Raw genomic sequence first — 21151 nt, forward strand, 5'->3', positions numbered from 1 at the left:
AGATGAACCGTGAGACCGTGGTAGCCGAGGCGCTCGACCTGCTCGACGAGGTCGGCCTGGATGCCGTCAGCACGCGGCAACTGGCGAAGCGACTGGGCGTCGAGCAGCCGTCGCTGTACTGGCACTTCCGCACCAAGAAGGACCTCCTGGCCGCCATGGCGCAGGCCGCGATGGCGCCCCATGCGAACGCACCGCTGCCGACGCCCGAGGACGACTGGCGCGCATGGTTCCTGGAGAACACCCGCAGCTTCAGGCGCACTCTGCTGATGCGCCGCGACGGCGCACGCCTCCATGCCGGCTCCACGCCCACCGCGGACCTCGACCGGATCCGCCACAAGATGTCCTTCCTCGTCGACTCCGGCGTGCCCGAGCACGACGCACAGATGGCGATGCTGACGGCCGGCCGCTTCACGGTCGGCAGCGTCCTGGAAGAACAGGCGGACTCCGGCCCCGGCGACGGCGCGGACCTCCCGGCCGACATGCCACCGATCGATCCCGAATCGGCGTTCGAGGCGGGACTTTCCCTCATCGTGGACGGCTTGACCCCGCGCCTCACGGCATAGCGGCCGGGCCTGCCTTTCCGTCTGTCTTCTGTCTGCCGCGTCCTGCCCGCGCGAGCCCGCCGCACCTCCGCCGGCTCGCGCGTGGACCCTCGTGGTCAACACACCACCGGGCACTCAAGGGAGCCCGGGCCGGGCGCTCAAGAGGCGGTGTGAGCGCGGGACGTTGCGTCCGTGAGCGGTGATGATCGCTTACGGTTCTTCTCCGCATACCGTCGCCTCCCCGCCCGCCCCAAGGAGTGCAGTCCATGAGCGATCTGAACTACCCCGAGGAGGGCGCCACCCGGCGCGGCCCGCTGCCGGCCGGCTACCACCACCTCCGCGAGGAGCTGCCGATCGGCCACGGCAGGGCGGTACTGGCCGCGGCGGGCGACGCGATCACCACCTTCCGGATGCACCGCGCGGCCGGCACCCGCATCCGGGCCACCGCGCCGCGGGCCGCGCCGGGCGTGGGCGTCGAGGTCGCACTGGGCATCGGTCCGCTGCGACTGCGGGCCCCGTGCACCGTGGTGTGGACGGTGGACGAGGAGGACCGCATCGGCTTCGCCTACGGGGCCCGGGAGGGTCATCCCGAGTGCGGCGAGGAGGCGTTCGTCGCCGAGCTGCGCGGCGACGGTGCGGTGTGGTTCACCGTGACCGCCTTCAGCCGCCCCGCCCGTGCCGTCACCCGTCTCGCCGGCCCGCTGGTCCCCGTCTTCCAGCGCCAGTACGTCCGCCATCTCGGCCGGACCCTCCGCCGCCTGACGAAGCGCCCGTGATTGCGGCGCACCGGACGGGCCCGAGCGGCGGCGCCGGCCCTCGCTCCCACCGCCCGCTCCGGCGATTCCCTCACGCCCTGATACCCCCTGAAACACGCTTTGTTACCGATGCGTAGGAGGACGGCACGCGATCGCCATACGTCCACCTCCGCTTCATCATTTCGTCACCATCACCTCTGCCGACCGTGAAAGAAACCAAACATGTGTGACGACGAACTGATCCCGCCGCAGGCGGACATGACCGAGCAGGAGTGGCTGCGGACCGGGTCGGCGACGACGGCCGGGGGGCCGCCGCCACGTACGACGGGACGCGTGCCGCAGTGGGTGAACCGGCGGACGCTGCTGGGCGGCGCGATGGCCGGTGCGGCGCTCGCGGTGCTGCCTTCCCCGGCCCAGTCGCCCGCGTCCGCGACGCCCCGCATCCAGGGCCCGGGGGCCTTCCCCTTCCCCCGACAGCCCAACGGGAAGGGCGAGTTCGCCGTTCTGGTCACGGGTGACGCGGGGACCGGGGACGAGGCGCAGTACGCGGTGGCGGCCGCCGCGCGCGATGTCTGCCGGGCCGAGGGCATCGGCCTCGCGGTGGGACTCGGCGACAACATCTACGAGAACGGCCCGGAGTCCGATGACGACACGGAGTTCCAGGACAAGTTCGAGAAGCCGAACAGCGGGATCGATGTGCCGTGGCTGATGGTGCTGGGCAACCACGACTGCTCGGGCCTGATCCCCGGCAGCGGCGGCGACCCGTCGCGCGGTGACCGGGAGGTCGCCTATGCCGCCACGTCCCGGCGCTGGTACATGCCGAGCCGCTACTACAGCGTGCCGCTGCCGGCCGCCGATCCGCTGGTGGAGTTCTTCGCGATCGACACCATCCCGTGGTCGTCGTACGTCGCCCAGCTCGACCCGCACTACCGCTGGGACGGGCCGTACATGCGCGAGCAGCGGAGCTGGCTGGAGGGTGCGCTGCGCGCCTCGCGGGCCCGCTGGAAGGTGGTGATCGGGCACCACCCGTACCTCAACAACGGCAAGCACGGCAGCGCCGGTTCCTATGACGGTTTCGAGATCGGCAACTACACCAGCGGTGTCCATCTGAAGGACATGTACGAGAACGTGGTGTGCGGACGGGCCGATCTGATTCTGTCCGGCCATGACCACACGCTGCAGATCCTGGAGCCGACGGCCCGTACGGGCGGCACCCGGCAGGTGGTGTGCGGCGCGTCGGCCAAGACGGAGGACGGTACGGCGCACTTCGGTCACCCGGCGGCCTGGCAGAACTTCGCCGACCACGGGTTCATGGTGCTGAAGGTGTCCGGCGCGCGGCTGACCATCGATGCGTACACCGTCGATGTCGCCACGCGGAAGGCCACTTTGCGGCACCGGGCCCGTCAGACCCGGCCGGTCGCGGCGGCGGCCCCGGCGCACGCCTGACGGCGGGAGCCGTCCCGGAGCGACGCCCGCCCGGGACGGCCGCCCGCCCGGGACGGTGGACAGCGCCGGACGGGTGACGGCGCGGCGGCCGCGTCGATGCCGTCACCCGTCCCGTCACCCGTCCTCCGTACCCCTGGACGGCGTCCGGCGCACCGGAAATGCGGGGCTTCGGGCCCGCGCCTAGGGTGAGCGCATGGCCGCGTTCCGGTGGATATCGGCCCCGGTCAACGGCCCACGACCGTGGGCACGAGGCAGGCTCGGCCCGGCGACGCCGGCCCCTGCCGCACTGCCGCGCTGCCGTCGACGCCTGCGGACGCACGCCCCGCACCGCGTGGCCACGAGGCCCGGCACCCCATGACCGGCCTGCCCCCCGACCCCTTCGACGAGGAGTACGACCCCCGGGCAGGCCGGGACTGGCGCCTCGTCGAGGAGGACGCGCCCGGGGTCTCGCACCATGAGCCCCTCGGACTGCGCGAACGGCTCTCGCTCAACCGGATGGGCACCTTCGACTGGGACCTGGACCGCGGCTCCATGGACCTGGACCCCGGTGCCATGGACGTCTTCGACCTGCGCCCGGACGAATACGACGGCGCGCCGGCGTCCCTGGTCACCCGGGTGCCGCCGGAGGAGGGCCGGCGCCTGGACGAGGCCCTCTCCCAGGCCCTGCTGGACGGTCACTCGTCCTACGGGGCCTACTTCCGGGTCCAGTGCCGCGACGGGACCCAGCGCTGGACCCACTCCCAGGGGCGGATCCTGCACACCGCGGACGGGGTCCCCTACCGGGTCATCGGCATCGTCCGGGAGGCGACCAGCGAGCTGGCGGACTCCGCGCTGCTGCGCTCGCTCCAGCAGGAGCGGCAGCGGCAGACCGTGATGGTGCAGCAGACCACCGCCGCGCTGGCACGGGCGCTGTCCGTCAAGGACGTGACCCGGGTGCTCACCGGCAGCGGCGGCGCCCGGCGGTTCGGCGCCGACGGGCTGGTCCTCGGCCTGGTCGAGAACGACCAGTTCGAGGTCATCGCCACCGCCGGGCTGGAGGGCGAGGTGCCCGACGACATGATGACCTCGCGGCTGGACGACACCCTGCCGCTGGCGGACGCGGCACGCTCGCGCCGCGCCGTCTTCCTCGGCACCCGCGGCGAGCTGATCGCCCGCTATCCGCGGCTGCGCCCGTACACCGGGGTGCTGCCGGCGGGCAGTGCCGCGTTCCTGCCGCTGGTCGCGCAGGACACCGTCATCGGGGCGCTGGGACTGTTCAACGCCGAGCCCGCGGTGCAGTCGCCGGAGGCCAGGAACCTGGCGCTGGCGCTGGCCGGTGTCGTCGCACAGTCGGTGCAGCGGGCGACCCTCTTCGACCAGGAGCGGGCGTTCGCGACGGGGCTGCAGGCGACGATGCTGCCGCGCCGCCTCCCGCCCATCGAGGGCGGCGCGGTCACCGTCCGCTACCACCCGGCGAGCGTCGGCCGGGACATCGGCGGCGACTGGTACGACGTGATCGCGCTGCCCCAGGGGCGGACCGGGCTGGTGGTGGGCGACGTCCAGGGCCATGACACGCATGCTGCCGCCGTGATGGGCCAGCTGCGGATCGCCCTGCGGGCCTACGCCAGCGAGGGGCACTCGCCGGAGACCGTGCTGGTACGGGCGTCCCGCTTTCTGGCGGAGCTGGACACCGAGCGGTTCGCGACCTGCACCTACATCCAGGCCGATATGGAATCCGGCGCGCTACACCTCGCACGGGCCGGCCATCTCGGCCCGCTGATCAGCAACAGCTCCCGGCACATCGACTGGCCCGAGGTCCGCGGTGGACTGCCGCTCGGTCTGGCCACGGTCTTCGGGCACGATCACTTCCCGGAGACCCAGCTGTTCCTGGAACCCGGTTCGACACTGCTGCTGTGCACCGACGGCCTGGTCGAACAGCCCGGCCAGGACATCACCTCCGGCATCGAAGCGCTGTCCGCGGCGGTGCGCACCGGGCCCACGGAGCTGGAGGCGCTCGCCGACCGGCTCTCGGACCATCTGTGGGCCGACCCCGGCTCGGAGGACGACATGGCCCTCCTGCTGCTGCACCGGCTGCCCGGGTCCGGGACCGTCGCCACCCCGCGGCTGCGGCTGCACGTCCATCAGGCCGACCCGTCGGGCACCGCGGAGGTCCGCTCCGCGGTGCGCCGCACGCTGGACCAGTGGCGGGCGGGCACCGTCGTGCACAACATCGAGGTCGCCGCCTCTGAGCTGATCGCCAACGCGCTGACGCACACCGAGAGCGGCGCCCTGGTCTCCATGGAGCTGCTGCCGGGCACCCCGCGCCGGATCCGGCTGGAGGTCGAGGACCGCTCCAGCCGGTGGCCGCGGCGCCGCAGCCCCGGCGAGACCGCCACCTCGGGCCGTGGCCTGATGCTGGTCGAGGCGCTCGCGGACGAATGGGGCGCCGAGCCGCGCGGCGCCGGCAAGGCCCTGTGGTGCGAGTTCGCGGTGCCGGACGGGCAGGATGCGGTGCTGTGAGGGGCCGGTGCGCGCCGAGGTGGTGAGGGGCCGGACCGCGCCGGGGTGCTGAGGGTCCGGTGGACCGTCAGGTGTGGTGAGGGCCCGTCATCTCGTGTGCACGTCCGGCTCGCAGCCACGCGTGCTGACGGATCATCAACTCGTTCTGCGGCGACAGTGGAGGTGTCCCCGCCCCGGGAGACCGACAGTGGTCGAGCCGACCAACCTGGCCGTTGGCCGACTCGACCTGACCGGAACGTACACCCTCGGATTCATCACGCAAACCGCCTGGGCGCATGCGTCCACCGGGACGTCTTTTTCCGGCCCCGGTTCAGTCCTCCGGGCCGTACCACAGCGTCGTCATATTGCAGAACTCCCGGATGCCGTGCCCGGAGAGCTCCCGCCCGTAGCCGGAGCGCTTGACGCCGCCGAAGGGGATGCCCGGGTGGGAGGCGGTCATCCCGTTGAAGAAGACACCGCCGGCCTGCACATCGCGGGCGAGGCGCCGCTGCTCCTCGGGGTCGCGGGTCCAGGCGTTGGAACCGAGCCCGAACGGGCTGTCGTTGGCGAGGCGCACCGCCTCGTCGAGGTCGGCGACGCGGTAGAGCGTGGCGACCGGGCCGAACGCCTCCTCGTGGTGGATGCGCATCCCCGGAGTGATGCCGGACAGCACCGTCGGCTCGTAGAACCAGCCCGCGCCGTGCTCGGGCGGCCGGCGGCCGCCGCACAGGGCGGTGGCGCCCTGGTGGACCGCGTCGTCGACGAGCTCCTCCAGGTCGGAGCGGCCCTGTTCGCTGGAGAGCGGCCCGATGTCGGTGTCCTCGTCCATCGGGTCGCCGACGGTCAGCCCGGCCATGCGGTCGGTGAACCGCTCGGCGAAGGCGTCGTAGACGTCCTGGTGCACGAGGAACCGCTTGGCCGCGATGCACGACTGTCCGTTGTTCTGGACGCGTGCGGTGACCCCGACGCGGACCGCCTTGTCCAGGTCGGCGGAGGGCAGGACGATGAACGGGTCGCTGCCGCCGAGTTCGAGGACGGTCTTCTTGACCTCGTCACCGGCGGTGGACGCCACCGCGCGGCCGGCCGGTTCGCTGCCGGTGAGCGTGGCGGCCACGACCCTCGGGTCGCGCAGGATGTCCTCGACCGCACCGGACCCGATCAGCAGGGTCTGGAAACAGCCCTCGGGGAACCCGGCGCGGCGGAAGAGCTCCTCCAGGTAGAGCGCGGTCTGCGGCACGTTGGAGGCGTGCTTGAGCAGCCCGGTGTTGCCCGCCATCAGGGCGGGTGCGGCGAACCGTACGACCTGCCAGAGCGGGAAGTTCCAGGGCATCACCGCGAGGACGGGGCCGAGGGGGCGGTAGCGCACCACGGCACGGATCGCGCCGGAGTCGCTGACGTCGGCCGGGTCGGGGTGCTCGTCGGCGAGGAGCGCCTCGGCGTGCTCCGCGTACCAGCGCATGGTCTTGGCGCACTTCGCCGCCTCCGCGCGCGCCTGGGCCAGCGGTTTGCCCATCTCGGTGGTCATGGTGCGGGCGATGCCGTCCTGGTCGGCTTCGAGCAGGTCGGCGGCCGCGAGCATCCGCTCCTTGCGGTAGCCGAAGCTGGTGGTGCGGTGGTCCTGGAAGGCCTGGTCCGCCCGGACCAGGTGATCTTCGATCTCGCCCGCGTTGAGGGCGTCGAAGGTCTTCAGGGTCTCGCCGGTGGCCGGGTTGACCGTGGCGATGGCCATGATCAGCACCTCCTTGTTCGTGCGGATGCGGGATACCCCGCTCTGCGGGGTGACGGGTCCGGGCGGCTCCTAGGAGAGCGGCGACGGTTCCGGGGACGGCTCCGGGACCGGGTCGGGATCGGGTCCGGGCGGACGGGGTATCGGCGACGGTTCCGGCGGAATGGGATTCGGTGGCCCGGGCGGGCTCGGGGGGCCGGGGAGCGGGTCCGGGACGGGCGGCGGGCCTCCCGGATCCGGGGGCGTGGGCTGCGGATCGCGGTCGAGCGTGCGCTCACCGCGCGTTTGCGGTTGCCGCTGCACTGTGGGCCTCCAGACTGAGACGGCTAGTGGCACATGAGCCCCCGTACCCGAGTTTCGCCCGTCCATGGCCCCGCCGCACGGTGGATTGCCGCGGACGGGTTGCGCACGGGCCGGGGGCGGCGTATATGACCTGAACGGACGGCGCCGGACGAGCCCGTCGCGCCCTACCTTGCGGTCATGCCCATGACGCGTACAGGGACGACTCATCCGGCAACGGCCGGCGCCACGGACCCGGCCGGGCGCACCCGCCGGGCGCACCGGGGCGCGGTCCGGGTCCGGGCCGCCGCGCTGACCTCGGCGGCCGCCGTGGCGCTGCTCGCGCTCGCGGCGCCCGCCCCGGCGGCCACCGCGCCCGCCGGCTCCTCCGCCCACCACATCCCCCTTCCCGTCCTCATGGCCGACACCGGCGGCGGCGACCAGCTGATCACCGCGCTGGCGCCCACGACGGGCGCCACCACCGGGACCGTGCGGTGGTGGCAGCGGCACAACGGCCGCTGGCGGCAGGCGGGTTGGGCGCCCGCCCGCTTCGGGTCCGGCGGGCTGACCGAGGGCCGTACCCGGGTGCAGGGCACCTCCACCACCCCGACCGGGCTGTACGACCTGCCGTTCGCCTTCGGGACGCTCCCGCCGCCGCCCGGCAGCGCCGTTCCGTACCGCAGGGTCGGCGGGGACTCCTGGTGGTGCGAGGACAACGCCTCCGCCTCCTACAACCGCTGGGTGGCGCCGCTGCCGGCGGACTGCGCGGCCGGTGAGTCCGAGCGGCTGGCGGACCATCCCACGCAGTACGCCCGGGCCCTGGTCATCGGCTTCAACTACCACCGTCCGGTGCACGGCCGCGGCGCCGGGATCTTCCTCCATGTCAACGGGAGGGGCGCCACGGCCGGCTGTGTCTCCGTACCGGCCGGGGCGATGGCACGGATCCTGTCCTGGGTCCGGCCGGCCGCACGCCCGCACATCGCCGTCGGCACGGCCTACGGGCCGACCGCCCTCACCCGTTACTGAGGGCCTCTCCGGTGAGCGGGAAGTGGCAGGCCACCCGGTGCCCCGGCGTCTCCGGCTCGGCCGGCGGCGGCTCCGTGGTCGCGCAGAGGCCGGTCGCGAGCGGGCAGCGGGTGCGGAAGCGGCAGCCGGAGGGCGGGGCGGCGGCCGACGGGGCCTCGCCGCCGAGCGGGGTGCCGGCCGGGGCGGCGTCCGGGTCGGGGACGTCGACGCTGTCCAGCAGCCCTCGGGTGTAGGGGTGCAGCGGGCGGGCGAGGACCTGTGCGGCGGGGCCGGTCTCCACGAGCTTGCCGAGGTACATCACGCCGACCGAGTCCGCGAGGTGCCGCACCACCGCCAGGTCGTGCGAGATGAAGAGGTAGCCGATGCCCTTCTCGCGCTGCAGCGTGCGCAGGAGGTGGAGGATCTGCGCCTGGACGGAGACATCGAGCGCGGAGACCGGTTCGTCGGCGACGACCAGGGAGGGGGCCAGGGCCAGGGCACGGGCCAGGCCGAGGCGCTGGCGCTGACCGCCGGAGAACTCGTGCGGATAGCGGTCGACCGCGCCGCGCGGCAGCCCGACGTCGTCCAGCAGACCGGCGATCCGCCGCCGCTGCTCGGCGCGGTCGCCGATGCCCTGGACGACCAGCGGTTCGCGCAGCACGGCGCCCACCCGCATCCGTGGGTCCATGGCCGCCGCGGAGTCCTGGAACATCAGCTGGACATGCCGCCGGTGGGCCCGCAGCTCCCGCTTGTCGAGGGTGCCGAGGTCCCGGCCGGCGACATGGACGGTGCCGGCGGTCGGCGCCTCCAGGCCGACCGCCAGCCGGCCGAGCGTGGACTTGCCGCAGCCCGACTCCCCCACCAGCCCGAAGGTCTCGCCGCGCCGGACGGTGAGCGAGACGCCGGCCACCGCGCTGACCTCCGCGGCGCCCTTCCGGCCCGGCCCGCGGCGGGTGAAGAGGCCGCCGTGCAGCGGGTAGGTCTTGCTGACGTCGGTGAGCCGCAGCAGCGGTTCCGCCGTCCGCACCCGGGGCGCGGCGGGACGGGGCTCCTCGGCCGGGCCGGTGCCGGCGGCCGGGCCCGCGGGGTGGAAGCAGGCGAAGGCGTGGGCGGCGGTGGCGGGCGCCGTGCCGTCGAGGCCGTCGGTGAGCTCCGGCTCGGCGGCCCGGCAGATGTCGGTGGCGAAACCGCAGCGCGGCGCGAAGCGGCAGCCGACGGGCCGGGTGACGAGGGACGGCGGCAGGCCGGGAAGGGCGGCCGGCAGCCGGGTGCCGCCGAGGGCGGGCCCGCCGCTCCCGCTGCCCCCGCCCGCCCGCTGCCGGGGGAGTTCGGGGCGGGCCGCGAACAGCGCCTGGGTGTAGCGATGCCGTGGGCCGGCGAACAGCGGTCGGACCGGCGCCCGTTCGGCGATCCGGCCGCCGTACATCACCGCGACCCGGTCGACCCGGCGGGCGATCACTCCGAGGTCGTGGGTGACCAGGATCAGCGCCATGCCGAGGCGGGCGCGCAGCTCGTCGAGGAGTTCGAGGATCTGGTGCTGGGTGGTGACGTCGAGGGCGGTGGTCGGTTCGTCGGCGATCAGCAGCCGTGGCGCGCAGACCAGTGCCATGGCGATCGCCACCCGCTGCCGCATCCCGCCGCTGAGCTGGTGCGGGTAGCTCTTCAGCCGTTCCGCGGGCCGCGGCATACCGACCAGCCGCAGGGTCTCCTCGGCCCGGTCCCAGGCTTCGGCCCGGGTCGTCCGCCGGTGCAGCAGCAGGGGTTCGGCGACCTGGGCGCCGATCGTCAGGGTGGGGTTGAGGGAGCTCAGCGGGTCCTGGAAGACCATGCCGACGGTGTTCCCGCGGACCTCCCGCAGAACGGGTTCCGGGGCGGCGGCGAGGTCGGTGCCCCCGCACAGGATCCGGCCGCCGGTGATCTTCCCGCCGGGCGGCAGCAGACCGAGGACGGCGAGCGCGGTGAGGGTCTTGCCGCAGCCGGATTCGCCGACGATGCCGAGCGCTTCGCCGGGGGCGAGGTCGAGGTCGATGCCGTCGAGGGCCCGGACGGTGCGGCCGCGGCCGGTGATCTCGACATGCAGGTCCTCGATCCGCAGGAGCGGGTCGGTCATGGGGTGGTCCTCGCTTCCGTTTCCCGACGCCACGTCAGTTCTTCCGCAGGCGTACGTCGAAGGCGTCCCGCAGACCGTCCCCGATGCAGTGGAAGGCCGCGACGACCAGCACGATCGCCAGGCCCGGCGGGAAGATCAGCCACCAGTAGCCGACCTGGGTGTAGGTGATCCCGGCGGAGAGCAGCGATCCCCAGTCGGCGGCGGGCGGCGGGACGGACAGGCCCAGGAAGGACAGGTAGGCGACGTAGAGGATGGCGTCGGCCACCTGGAAGGTGGCGTTGACGAGGACGGTGCCGACGGCGTTGGGGACGATGTGCCGGAAGACCGCCCGCCCTCCGCCGCCGCCCATCAGCCGCATCGCGTGGATGTAGTCGCGGCCGCGCAGCGCCAGCGCCTCGCCGCGGATGAGCCGGGCCGGGGAGAGCCAGGCGACGGAGGCGATGATCAGGATGAGGACGGGCTTGCTGGGGGTGACGATCGCGGCGACCACGACGAGCAGGAAGAGCGCGGGGATGGCGAGCGCGGCGTCGGTGAGGCGCATCATCACGGCGTCCGTCCAGCCGCCGAAGTAGCCCGCGACCGAGCCGTAGACCGTGCCGAAGAGGGTCGCCAACAGGCCTGCGGCCAGGCCGACTTCCAGTGAGGTGCGCCCGCCGTACATCAGCCGGCCGAGCAGGTCGTAGCCGAGGTCGGTGGTGCCCAGCAGGTGGCCGGCGCCGGGGGCGCGGTTGGCCTGGGAGAGGTCGGTGTGGATCTGGTCGGTGGGGTGGAGCAGCGGGCCCAGGAAGCAGAAGGCGAGCAGGGCGAGCAGCACCAGGGCGCCGGCGAGGGCGAGCTTGTTGCGGGCGAAGAGGGCGAGCGCACGGCGGGCCGGGCGGGGGCTTGCCGGGGCCGCTTCGGGCCGGGTGGCGTCGGGGGCGGTGGTCGTCACGTGACGCTCCTGATGCGCGGGTCGAGGACGGCATAGGCGATATCCGTGATCAGGGAGCCGAGGACGGTGGCGACGCCGACGACGAGGGTGACGCCGAGCAGGACGGGGAAGTCCGAGCTCTGGGCCGCGTTCCAGAACAGCAGCCCCATCCCCGGGTAGTTGAACATCGACTCGATGACGAGGGTGCCGCTGAAGAGGGTGGGGAGGTAGAGGCCGAGGAGGGTGGCCAGCGGGATCAGGGCGTTGCGCAGGACGTGCCGGGCCATGATGCGGGCCTCCGACTGGCCCTTGGCGCGTGCGGTGCGTACATAGTCCTCGCCGAGGTTGTCGAGGACGGCGGAGCGCATATAGCGGCTGAACGCGGCGATGATGCCGAGGGCCGCGGTCACGACGGGGAGGACAAGCGCGAGCGGGTCGGCGAGGATGCCGCCGACCGTGTCGGCCTGCGGTGCCTCCGCGGGCAGCAGGGGCAGCTGCTGGCTGAAGACGAGCAGCAGCACCAGGCCGAGGAAGAACACCGGGGTGGCGTAGGCGAGGAAGGCCGCACCGGTCAGGAGGTGGTCGGCGGCCTTGCCGCGGCGTACGGCCTGCAGGATGCCGAGCGGGACGGCCGACAGCGCGGCGAGCCCGAGCGCGAGACCGGCCAGCAGGGCGGTCTTGGGCAGCCGTTCGGCGAGCAGGCCGGCCACGCTCCGGTTGAGTTTGTAGGACTCGCCGAGGTCGCCGGTGAGCAGCCGCCCCAGGTATCCGGCGTACTGCTCGGGCCAGGAACGGTCGTACCCCTGCTGGTGGTTGAAGTGGGCGACGGACTCCGGGGTGGCCTGGACGCCGAGGATGGCGCGGGCCGGTCCGCCGGGGAGCAGGTGGAGCAGCACGAAGACGATGACGGAGACCAGCAGCAGCACGACGAGGGCCTGCGCGAGGCGTCTGGCCAGGAAGCGGGTCACCGGCCGGCCCCGCCCTTCTTCACGAAGTACCAGTTCTGCGGTGCCAGGGAGAGGGTCGGGTTCTGGTCGATCCCCCGCAGGTCGTTGCGGATGACGGAGACCTGATAGGCGGGGTTGGGGGTCCACAGGACCGGGAGCTGACGGGCCACCTCCCGGCCGTAGGTGCGCATCGCGGCCGGGGCGTCGGAGTACTCGGTGGCCCGGATGAGCCGGTCGGTGCGCGGATCGGACCAGTTGCCCATGTTGGACGGGGCGTGCGTGGCGAAGAGCCGTTCACCGCTGGGGTCGGGCGGGAAGTACCAGCTGCCCTGGGTGCCGAAGAAGCCGAGCTGCCACTGCGCGCAGCGCGGCTCGGACGTCCGGCAGGGCACGGTGGTGCCCAGCACCGTGTTCAGCGGCTGCTGCCGGATGTCGAGGGCGATACCGGCCCTGTCGAATGCGGACTTGATGGCCTGCATGGTGTTGGAGGTCTCGGTCGAGCCGGACTGGGAGAGCAGGGTGAGCCGTAGTTCCTGACCGGCCTCGATACCCGCGCCGCACTCCCCCGCGCCCCTCCCCGGCCGTGCGCAGCGCAGCGTGCCGTCCCGGCCGGCCCAGCCGTGCGCGGCGAGCAGCGCCTTCGCCCGCCGTGGGTCGTACGGATACGGGTCGCGGTCCAGGAGGCCCGCGGGGACCGGGCCGAGGGTGGGAGCGGCGCTGCCGTGCCAGATCACCCGGGAGATCGACTTCTGGTCGATCAGGTGCTGGAGCGCCTGGCGCAGATAGGCCTGCCGCAGCAGCGGTCCGGCCGTGGGGTGCTGGAAGTTGAGGACGATATAGGTGACCGCCCAGCCCTCCCACGGGTCGAGGCGGTAGCCCCGCTCCTCGAACGTGGCGGACTGCGCCATGACGGCGGGCGGGATGTAGCCGTAGTCGACACCGCCGGCGCGCAGCACGTTGAATTCGGAGTCGGCGGTGGTGAAGGGCTTGAGGACCACGCGGTCGAGATGCGGCCGGTCGGGCCCGCGGTAGGACCTGTTGGGGACCAGGGATACCTGTCCCCCGGTGGTCCATTTCTCGATGCGCCAGGGCCCGTCGACGGTCTTCCACAGCGGATCCGTGGCGAACCGCGAGAACTGTCCGGCATGCCGCATCAGCCGGGCGAAGGTCCGCTCGGGGCTCTGGCGGCCGGGGTTCCAGGCGTGTGCGGGGAGGGCGACGAAGTCCTGGAGCTCGTTGGCGGTGAACCACGCCGGGTTGTAGGCGCGGTCCAGCCGGAGGCGGAAGGTGCGGTCGTCGACGGTCTCGAAGGCCGTGACGTCGTCCGGCATCAGCTTCGGCGTGTATCCGGCCCAGTCCTGCTTGTTGTGCCGGATCAGATCGAACCAGAACTTCACATCGCGGGTGGTGACGGGCTTGCCGTCGGACCACGTGTAGCCCTTCTTCAGCGTGATGCTGACGGTGGTGTTCCCGTCGCTGTAACGGGGCGCTCGCGCGAGGCCGCGGGGCGAGTCCATGGTCAGCCCGTCGCCCTTCCGCTCGGGTGCGAACAGCGGCAGGAACAGCAGGTTCTGGATGGCGCTGTTGTACGAGGCCAGGTAGCCGGGGGCGCCGATGGGGAAGATCCAGTTGGGGGTGGCGGCGGGCGGCAGGGCCATGGTGGCCGTGCCGCCCTCGACGGGCGTCCCGCCGGTGGCGCCGAGGTGGGTGACAACGTTGCCAGACGGGTCGCAGCCGACGAGCGCGAGGATGCCGAGCAGGACGGCGGCGGCCGTACGCCCCAGGGGCCCGCGGATGCGTGTGCTGCGCAGACCCATACCGCCTCCGGGATATCGCCGGTCGAGGAGTGCGAGCAAAGTACGGAGGGCCGGGAAAAGAAGTCAAGACCTTGGCGAAACCACATCAACTGCGTTCTACTGGCGGCCAGTTGGTTCCTGGACTTCCTTCGATCGGCGAAGGAAGTCCGTGCCGCGGAGGGGACCGTTCCATGCCGCGGCACAGCCTGCCCGTCGCCCCCTCTCGCCGCGCGCCACCACCTCCCCCACGAGCCGAAAGGCGCCCCATGACCGCCTCCGAGGAGCGGCCCGGCTCCGCCGCACATGTCCTCGAACTCGTCGCGAACGGCACCGCCGCCTCCCGCGCCGACCTCGTACGCCACCTCGGGCTCGCCGCGTCCACCGTCTCCCTCCGCGTCCAGGAACTCGTCGAGGCCGGGCTGCTGGCCGAATCCGGCGAGGGCGCCTCGCGCGGCGGCCGGCGCCCGAGGCTCCTCCGGGTCGCGGACCGGGGCGCCGTGGCACTCGCCGCCGACCTGGGCAGCCATCATCTCCGTACCGGTGCGGTGGGGCTGACCGGTGACGCCTTCGACCTCGCCGAGCGCGCCTTCGACCTGACCGCGGGGCCCGGACCCGCCCTGGACGCGCTCGTCGGGCAACTGACGGTGCTGGCCGAGCGGCAGCGGGCGGCCGGACGTACGGTGCGCGGCGTCGGGGTGGGCTTTCCCGGGCCGGTCGACGCGGACGGCGCGCGGATCATCGCCCCGTCCCGGATGCCCGGCTGGCACCTGTTCCCGCTGCGCGACCGGCTGGCGGACCGCCTCGGTCTGCCGGTGGTGCTCGACAACGACGCCAACATGATGGCGCTGGGCGAACATCGCGCCGCCCACCCCGCCCGGCGCCATCTGGTCGTCGTCAAGGCGGGCCGTGGCATCGGTTCCGGTGTCATCAGCGACGGCCGGCTGCACCGCGGGGCGCGCGGCTCGGCCGGTGACATCAGCCATGTCCGGGTGGACCAGGCGGCCCGGCTCCCGTGCTCCTGCGGCAACATCGGGTGCCTGGAGACCGTGGCGAGCGGCGCCGCGATCGCCGCCGCGCTGCGCCGCACGGGCCTCGCCGTCGACTCGACGACCGACATCCTCCGGCTGGTCGAGAACGGCCGGCCGCATGCCACCACGCTGGTGCGCCAGGCCGGCCGGGACATCGGCGCGGTGCTCGCCGTCGTCGTGAACTTCTTCAACCCCGAAGCGGTGGTCCTCGGCGGCGCGCTCTCCCGGGTCCAGCCGCTGGTCGCGGCCGTACGCGGCATGCTCTACGAGCGCTGTCTGCCGATGGCCACCAGCGAACTCACCATCGACGCCGCCGTCTGCGGCCCGGACGCGGGGCTGCTGGGCGCCGGCCATGCCGTGCTGCGCCGGCCGGCCCCCGCGGACGAACCGCCCGCGCCGGCCGCCGGAAGCCGCTGACCCACGGCCCGCCGGCCCCGCCCCAGGACCGCCCCACGGAAGGTGTGCCCCATGCCCTCAGCCACCAGCCGCCGGTTCCGCATCGGCATCGGCGGAATGGCCATCGAATCCAGCCAGTTCTGCCCGCACCGCTCGGCGTACGACGACTTCCGCGTCACCCGGGGAGCCGCCCTGCTGGACCGCTACGCCTGGACCCGCCCGGACGGCGAACTGGCCGAGCTGGTCGAGTGGGTGCCACTGGTGCATGCCGTCGCGGTGCCCGGCGGGCCGGTCGAGCGCGCCACCTACGAACGCATCAAGGATGAACTGACCGGCCGCATCCGGGAGTCGGGGCCGCTGGACGGTCTGGTCTACGACATCCACGGCGCGATGAGCGTGGTCGGGCTGGACGACGCGGAGGCCGATCTGACCGACGCGGTGCGGGCCGCCACCGGACCCGGCACCCTGATCTCGGCCGCCATGGATCTGCACGGCAATGTCTCGCGGCGCTTCGCCGCGCAGCTCGATCTGCTCACCGCGCACCGGATGGCCCCGCACGAGGACGCCTGGCTGACCCGGGAGCGGGCCGCCCGCAAGCTCGTCGGGCGGCTGGTCCGGGGGACGGGGCGCCCGCACCGGGCCTGGGTGCAGATTCCGGTCCTCCTCCCCGGCGAGAAGACCAGCACCCGGCGCGAGCCCGCCGCCTCGCTCTACGGCCGGCTGGCCTCGGTCGAGGCACTCGACGGGGTCGTGGACGCGGCGCTCTGGGTGGGGTACGCCTGGGCCGACGAGGAGCGCTGCCGGGCCGCCGTGGTGGTCACCGCGGACGATCCCGAACTCGCCGTGGCACAGGCCGGGTCCCTGGCCCGCGCGTACTGGGACGCCCGCCGGGACTTCGTCTTCGTCGGCCCGACCGGCGACGCGGACGCCTGCATCGCCCGCGCCGTCGCCTCCCCCGCCCGCCCGTTCCTGATCAGCGACTCCGGCGACAACCCGACCGCGGGCGGAGCCGGCGACCTCGCCCATATGCTCGGCCGGCTGCTGGCCCACGAGGAGTTGGCGAGCGGCCGGGTCACCGCGCTGCACCCGGGCATCACCGACCCGGAGGCGGTCGCGGCCTGTTTCGACGCCGGGACGGGTGCCGAGGTCACGCTTTTTGTGGGCGGCCGGTTCAGCGCGGGCACCGGCCCGTACGCGCAGCCCTGCGAACTGACCGGCACGGTCACCGCCCTGGAGGACGCGGTCGCTCCCGGCTCCGGCGGGCGGCGGGAGAATCCGGCCTACGACGGGCGCGGCCGGTCCGCGGCGGTCACCCGCGGCGGGGTGACGGTGGTGCTGACCGAGCGGCGGCGCCCGTTCCACACCCGGGCGGACTTCGGGTCGCTGGACCCGCTGGCCTATGACCTGGTGGTCGTCAAGATCGGATACCTGGAGCCGGAGCTCCATGCGATGGCCGCGGACTGGCTGCTGGCGCTCACCCCGGGCGCGGTGGACCAGGACCTGCTGCGGCTGGGGCACCACAAGGTGCTGCGGCCCCTCTACCCCTTCGACGACGAGGGGTTCGAGGAGCCGGACCTCACCCCGGAACTCCTGTAGGGGTGAGGGGGCGGGGCCGAGACCCTGCGCCGCCCCCTGGCAGAGGTCTCCAGGGCTCGTCCCGCCGAGCACCCGCACCGGGTCCGGCCGGTGCGGGTGCGGCGCGAGCCCGGCCCCGTCGTCAGGAGCTCGTGAGCACGACGAGTTGCCGGGTCGCGCGGGTCATCGCGACGTAGCGGTCGACGGTTCCCTCGATGCCCTGGCCGAACGTCTCCGGGTCGATGAGGACGACCAGGTCGAACTCGAGCCCCTTCGACAGTTCCGGCGTCAGCGACCGGACGCGGGACGTCGCCCGGAACGTGGGGTCGCCGATGACGCAGGCGATTCCGTCGGCATGCTCTGCGAGCCAGGTGTCGAGGAACGGGTCGAGGTCCGCGACGGATCCGTGGACGACGGGGACGCCGCTGCTGCGGATGGAGGCCGGCACATTGGCGTCCGGGAGCGCAGCGCGGATGACCCGCTCGGCTTCCGTCATGACCTCTTCCGGCGTGCGGTAGTTGATGCTCAGCGAGGCCACGGTGATCCGGTCGAGCCCGGCCCGTTCGAGCCGTTCCTGCCACGACTCCGTGAACCCGTGCCGGGCCTGGGCGCGGTCGCCGACGAGGGTGAAGCTCCGGGACGGGCAGCGGAGCAGCAGCATCTGCCACTCGGCGTCGGTCAGTTCCTGCGCCTCGTCCACGATGATGTGCGCGAACGGGCCGGCGAGCAGGTCCGGTTCGGCGCCGGGCAGCGCACCCTCGTCGATCAGGGTGTCCTGCAGGTCCTGTCCGTGCAGCATCGTCACCGCGCCTTCCCCGTCGTCGTCGGCCTCCAGCAGACCGTCGATGACATCGGCCCGGCGCGCGCGTTCGGCGGCGACGGAGGCAGCGTGCCGACGCTTGCGCACCGATGCCTCCGGGTCGCCGAGCCGCTGCCGTGCCGCGTCCAGGAGCGGCAGGTCGGATTCCGTCCAGGCCTGGGCGTCCGTGCGCTGCAGTCGGCGGATGTCGTCAGGGGCGAGCCAGGGGGCGCACTTGCGCAGGTAGGCGGGCACCGTCCACAGATCTCCGACGAGGTCGGTCGCTTCGAGCATCGGCCAGGCACGGTTGAGGGTCCTGATCAGCTCCCGGTCCCGCAGCAGCGATCTGCGGAGCAGGTCGGGCGGGGCCTCGCTGTCGTCCTTGTCCATCAGGATCGTGAGCAGCTCGTCCCGGATCTGGTCGCGCGCCTCGTTGTGCGGAGTACCCGGTTCCACCGCGTCGAACGCCGCCGCCCAGTCGTCGGGACTCAGACAGAGATCGGACCAGTGGGTCGAGACCGTCATCCCCTCGGTGGGCGGCTCCTCGTAGATGCCCACGGCCGGTTCGATCGCCTTCACCAGGTCCGCCGACGACTTCAAGAGGGCCACCCGCGGGTCGGGCTCGACGCCCGCTCCGGCTCCCTCGGGAACGAGGTCGCGCAGGATGCAGGTCTGCACGCCCTCCTCGCCGAGGCTGGGCAGGACATCGGCGACATAGGCCAGGTAGGGGCGGCTCGGACCGACGAACAGCACGCCGCCCCGACGGTGGCCGAGTCGGGGGTCGGCGTAGAGGAGGTGGGCGGCGCGGTGCAGCGCGACGACGGTCTTGCCGGTACCGGGGCCGCCGTCGACGACGAGCGCGCCACGGGATCCCGCCCGGATGACGGCGTCCTGGTCGGCCTGGATGGTGGCGAGCACATCGCGCATCCGGGCCGACCGGTTGCCGCCCAGGCTGGCGATGAACGCGGACTGGTCGTCGAGCGCGGCGTGCCCGTCGAGTCCGTCGGCGGTGAACACCTCGTCCCAGTAGTCGCTGATCCGGGCGCGGGTCCAGCGGTACCTGCGGCGGCTCGCCAGGCCCATCGGGTTGGCGTGGGTCGCCGCGAAGAACGGCTCGGCCGCGGGGGAACGCCAGTCGAGCAGCAGCCGGCGTCCCGCGCTGTCGGTGAGGCCGAGGCGTCCGATGTACACGGGCTCGGGGTCGTCCGCCCGGACGAAGTGCCCCAGGCACAGGTCCAGACCGAAGCGGCGCAGGGCACGCAGGCGGCCGGTCAGCCGGTGGACCTCGGTGTCCCGGTCCATCGCCGCCCGGCCGGCGCCGCCGGGCGCCTTGCGCTCGGCCTCCAGGCGGTCGGAGAGTTCGGCGATCGACTGGTCGAGGCACTCCGCGATGGCCGCGAACTGCCGCTCGTCGTCGGCGATCAGCGCCGGGTCGGCCTTGGGGGCAAGACGGTCGGGGAGGTCGAACGCACTGGTGGTCAGGGGGTTCATGTCATCAACTCCGGTCCGAGGAGGCTGTCGCGACGGCCGACGGTGCACCCGCCCGCACCCCGGCACCGCGTGCCCGGGCCGGCACCGCGCGTCCCACCACCGACTCGACGTCACCGCACGCCCCATGAACCGACAACAACACACGCACTTCGCGAATCTCCCATTTCTGCAGGTTCTGGCCTCGGCCCGCGATTCTGTCCCACCACCGGGGCCTTGCCGCAAGCCCCCCAGTGCGCTATAAGTTGAGAGTGGCAAGGAGTGGGTACTCCTCCGTGCTCTCGCCGCCGGCCTCGCCGTCGGCCGCATCATCCGCCTCCTCGTCCGCTCCGGACGGACCGGCCCTCCCCGCGCATCGCCCAAGCCCCTCCGCGCCTCGGCGACGCACCCCGTACAGCGGCCGCTGCGCTACGAGGCGTCGGCACACCAGCCCCCCGAGAAACGGCAGCAGGGCCGCCCGCCTGCGCAAAGACGCGCGTCGCGCGGCGGACGGCCCCGGTGCCCTTGCCAGTTACGGCTGCGGATCGCGGGCGTCGTAGCGGGCGAAGGCGCGGCGGCCGAGGCCCAGTCCGGTCACCACCAGGACGCAGGCCAGGCCGCCGCCGATCACCGCGGTGGCCGGGGAGGTCAGGTCGGCCGCCGATCCGGCGAGGAAGTCGCCCAGCCGCGGCCCGCCGGCGACCACGACGATGAAGACGCCCTGGAGCCGGCCGCGCATCGCGTCCGGCGTCGCGGCCTGCAGCATCGTGCTGCGGAACACCATCGACACGGTGTCCGCACAACCGGCGACGGCCAGGAAGAACAGGCCGAACCACAGGTGCCGGGAGAGTCCGAAGCAGGCGATGGCCGCGCCCCAGGCGGCCACCGCGATCAGGATGGCCAGGCCGTGCCGGCGGATTCCGCCGAGCCAGCCGGAGAACAGCCCGCCCAGTACGGCGCCCACCGCGGGCGCGGCCACCAGGAGGCCGACGGTCTTGGCGTCCCCGGCGAACCAGAGCACCGCGACCGCGGGGAACAAGGCGCGCGGCTGGGCGAGCACCATCGCCGCCAGGTCCGAGAAGAACGTCATCCGCAGGTTGGGCCGGGTGGCGAGAAAGCGCAGGCCGTCCAGTACGGAGGCTCGGCGCCGCGGCCCCTCCCCCTGGTCGGGTCGCATGGAGGGCAGTCGCCACATCGCGTACAGCGAGCCGCTGAAGGCCACCACATCGATCAGATACGCGGCCTGATAGCCCCACAGGCCGACGATGACACCGCCCAGCATCGGCCCGCCCATCAGACCGAGGTTGCTGGTCAGAGAGTTGAGAGCGTTGGCGGCCGGCAGCTGTTCGGGGGGCAGCAGCCGCGGGATCATCGACGAGCGGGCCGGTGAGTTCATCGCGAAGCAGACGGCCTGGCAGGCGACGACGGTGTAGAGCAGCCAGACCCGGTGATATCCGGCCACCGCGGCGGTGGCCAGCACGAGGGACATCGCGGTGGCCCCCGCCGCGCTGTAGAGGCCCAGTGTGCGGCGGTCGACGGTATCGGCGATGGCGCCGCCGTACAGCCCGAAGACGACCAGGGGGACCAGGGAGCACAGGCCCACCAGACCGACCGCGAAAGTGGAGTGGGTGAGCGTGTAGACCTGCAGGGAGACCGCGAGCGCGGTCATCTGCTGCCCCATCCAGGAGATGGTGTTGCCGCACCACAGGCGGCGGTAGTCCGGCGAGAGGCGCAGCGGGGTCAGATCGGCGAATATCCGGGAACGCAGGGGTATTTCGCTCTTCTCGGGGGTCGTTGTAGGGGCCACGCGGCGCAGTAAAGCATGCTGCGGGGACCCCGCGGGCGGCAGGGCGGGAAGTGGCGCTGGGGCCGGTCGCCCCTTACCGCCCTCG

14 protein-coding genes are annotated in these 21151 nt (G+C 73.1%); 7 read left to right on the forward strand and 7 right to left on the reverse strand.

Annotation, left to right across the window (positions count from 1 at the left end; genetic code table 11):
- Window positions 1-2: 2 nt before the first annotated feature.
- The 4 genes from Scani_RS14080 (at window position 3) to Scani_RS14095 (ending at window position 5242) form a co-directional block, all read left to right on the forward strand.
- Window positions 3-563: a TetR/AcrR family transcriptional regulator C-terminal domain-containing protein gene (locus Scani_RS14080; RefSeq protein WP_246295891.1), complete on the forward strand. Its 561-nt coding sequence runs from the start codon at window positions 3-5 to the stop codon at window positions 561-563.
- Window positions 564-808: 245 nt separating this feature from the next.
- Window positions 809-1318 carry a DUF1990 domain-containing protein gene (locus Scani_RS14085; protein WP_159474637.1) on the forward strand — a complete coding sequence of 170 codons (510 nt, stop codon included), beginning with the start codon at window positions 809-811 and terminating at the stop codon, window positions 1316-1318.
- A 201-nt stretch (window positions 1319-1519) separates the two neighbouring features.
- The gene (locus tag Scani_RS14090; RefSeq protein ID WP_159474639.1) at window positions 1520-2743 is read left to right on the forward strand and encodes a metallophosphoesterase; all 1224 of its coding nucleotides are present in this window, start codon (window positions 1520-1522) and stop codon (window positions 2741-2743) included.
- A gap of 354 nt (window positions 2744-3097) precedes the next feature.
- A complete protein-coding gene (locus Scani_RS14095; protein WP_159474642.1) occupies window positions 3098-5242 on the forward strand; it encodes a SpoIIE family protein phosphatase in 2145 nt (714 codons plus the stop codon).
- Window positions 5243-5552: 310 nt separating this feature from the next.
- On the opposite strand, the gene Scani_RS14100 is transcribed toward Scani_RS14095, so the two are convergent.
- Window positions 5553-6950: an NADP-dependent succinic semialdehyde dehydrogenase gene (locus Scani_RS14100; protein WP_159474645.1), complete on the reverse strand. Its 1398-nt coding sequence runs from the start codon at window positions 6948-6950 to the stop codon at window positions 5553-5555.
- 477 nt (window positions 6951-7427) lie between these two features.
- Between Scani_RS14100 and Scani_RS14105 the strand changes: the two genes are divergently transcribed.
- Window positions 7428-8252: a L,D-transpeptidase family protein gene (locus Scani_RS14105; RefSeq protein ID WP_246295781.1), complete on the forward strand. Its 825-nt coding sequence runs from the start codon at window positions 7428-7430 to the stop codon at window positions 8250-8252.
- Here the strand turns inward: Scani_RS14105 and Scani_RS14110 are convergent.
- The 4 genes from Scani_RS14110 to Scani_RS14125 are packed head-to-tail and all read right to left on the reverse strand — an operon-like array spanning window position 8239 to window position 14015.
- Complete coding sequence (locus tag Scani_RS14110; RefSeq protein ID WP_159474648.1) at window positions 8239-10341, reverse strand: dipeptide ABC transporter ATP-binding protein; 2103 nt, start codon at window positions 10339-10341, stop codon at window positions 8239-8241. The two genes, Scani_RS14105 and Scani_RS14110, sit on opposite strands and share 14 nt — an antisense overlap.
- A 34-nt stretch (window positions 10342-10375) precedes the next feature.
- A complete protein-coding gene (locus Scani_RS14115) occupies window positions 10376-11272 on the reverse strand; it encodes an ABC transporter permease (protein WP_159474650.1) in 897 nt (298 codons plus the stop codon).
- Window positions 11269-12219, reverse strand: coding sequence for an ABC transporter permease (locus Scani_RS14120; protein ID WP_159474653.1), 951 nt, complete (start codon window positions 12217-12219; stop codon window positions 11269-11271). The genes Scani_RS14115 and Scani_RS14120 overlap by 4 nt, the downstream gene beginning before the upstream one ends.
- Window positions 12216-14015 carry a peptide ABC transporter substrate-binding protein gene (locus Scani_RS14125; protein WP_159474656.1) on the reverse strand — a complete coding sequence of 600 codons (1800 nt, stop codon included), beginning with the start codon at window positions 14013-14015 and terminating at the stop codon, window positions 12216-12218. Before Scani_RS14125 ends, Scani_RS14120 begins: the two co-directional genes overlap by 4 nt.
- A 245-nt stretch (window positions 14016-14260) precedes the next feature.
- Between Scani_RS14125 and Scani_RS14130 the strand changes: the two genes are divergently transcribed.
- Both Scani_RS14130 and Scani_RS14135 read left to right on the forward strand, forming a co-directional pair.
- A complete protein-coding gene (locus Scani_RS14130) occupies window positions 14261-15439 on the forward strand; it encodes an ROK family transcriptional regulator (protein ID WP_159474658.1) in 1179 nt (392 codons plus the stop codon).
- A gap of 51 nt (window positions 15440-15490) precedes the next feature.
- Window positions 15491-17014: a M81 family metallopeptidase gene (locus Scani_RS14135; protein ID WP_159474661.1), complete on the forward strand. Its 1524-nt coding sequence runs from the start codon at window positions 15491-15493 to the stop codon at window positions 17012-17014.
- A 121-nt stretch (window positions 17015-17135) separates the two neighbouring features.
- Here the strand turns inward: Scani_RS14135 and helR are convergent, their stop codons facing one another.
- Window positions 17136-19283: an RNA polymerase recycling motor ATPase HelR gene (gene helR, locus Scani_RS14140; RefSeq protein WP_159474665.1), complete on the reverse strand. Its 2148-nt coding sequence runs from the start codon at window positions 19281-19283 to the stop codon at window positions 17136-17138.
- Window positions 19284-19791: 508 nt separating this feature from the next.
- A complete protein-coding gene (locus tag Scani_RS14145; RefSeq protein WP_371872349.1) occupies window positions 19792-21075 on the reverse strand; it encodes an MFS transporter in 1284 nt (427 codons plus the stop codon).
- Window positions 21076-21151: the final 76 nt, after the last annotated feature.

The sequence above is a fragment of the Streptomyces caniferus genome (assembly GCF_009811555.1).
GTDB lineage: Bacteria > Actinomycetota > Actinomycetes > Streptomycetales > Streptomycetaceae > Streptomyces > Streptomyces caniferus.

Excerpts from the sequence above, each read along its gene's own strand:
- Scani_RS14135 (WP_159474661.1), top strand. The coding sequence starts at position 15,491 with ATGCCCTCAGCCACCAGCCGCCGGTTCCGCATCGGCATCGGCGGAATG.
- Scani_RS14095 (WP_159474642.1), top strand. The coding sequence starts at position 3,098 with ATGACCGGCCTGCCCCCCGACCCCTTCGACGAGGAGTACGACCCCCGG.
- Scani_RS14110 (WP_159474648.1), bottom strand. The coding sequence starts at position 10,341 with ATGACCGACCCGCTCCTGCGGATCGAGGACCTGCATGTCGAGATCACC.
- Scani_RS14080 (WP_246295891.1), top strand. The coding sequence starts at position 3 with ATGAACCGTGAGACCGTGGTAGCCGAGGCGCTCGACCTGCTCGACGAG.
- Scani_RS14090 (WP_159474639.1), top strand. The coding sequence starts at position 1,520 with ATGTGTGACGACGAACTGATCCCGCCGCAGGCGGACATGACCGAGCAG.
- Scani_RS14125 (WP_159474656.1), bottom strand. The coding sequence starts at position 14,015 with ATGGGTCTGCGCAGCACACGCATCCGCGGGCCCCTGGGGCGTACGGCC.
- Scani_RS14085 (WP_159474637.1), top strand. The coding sequence starts at position 809 with ATGAGCGATCTGAACTACCCCGAGGAGGGCGCCACCCGGCGCGGCCCG.
- helR (WP_159474665.1), bottom strand. The coding sequence starts at position 19,283 with ATGAACCCCCTGACCACCAGTGCGTTCGACCTCCCCGACCGTCTTGCC.
- Scani_RS14130 (WP_159474658.1), top strand. The coding sequence starts at position 14,261 with ATGACCGCCTCCGAGGAGCGGCCCGGCTCCGCCGCACATGTCCTCGAA.
- Scani_RS14105 (WP_246295781.1), top strand. The coding sequence starts at position 7,428 with ATGCCCATGACGCGTACAGGGACGACTCATCCGGCAACGGCCGGCGCC.
- Scani_RS14100 (WP_159474645.1), bottom strand. The coding sequence starts at position 6,950 with ATGGCCATCGCCACGGTCAACCCGGCCACCGGCGAGACCCTGAAGACC.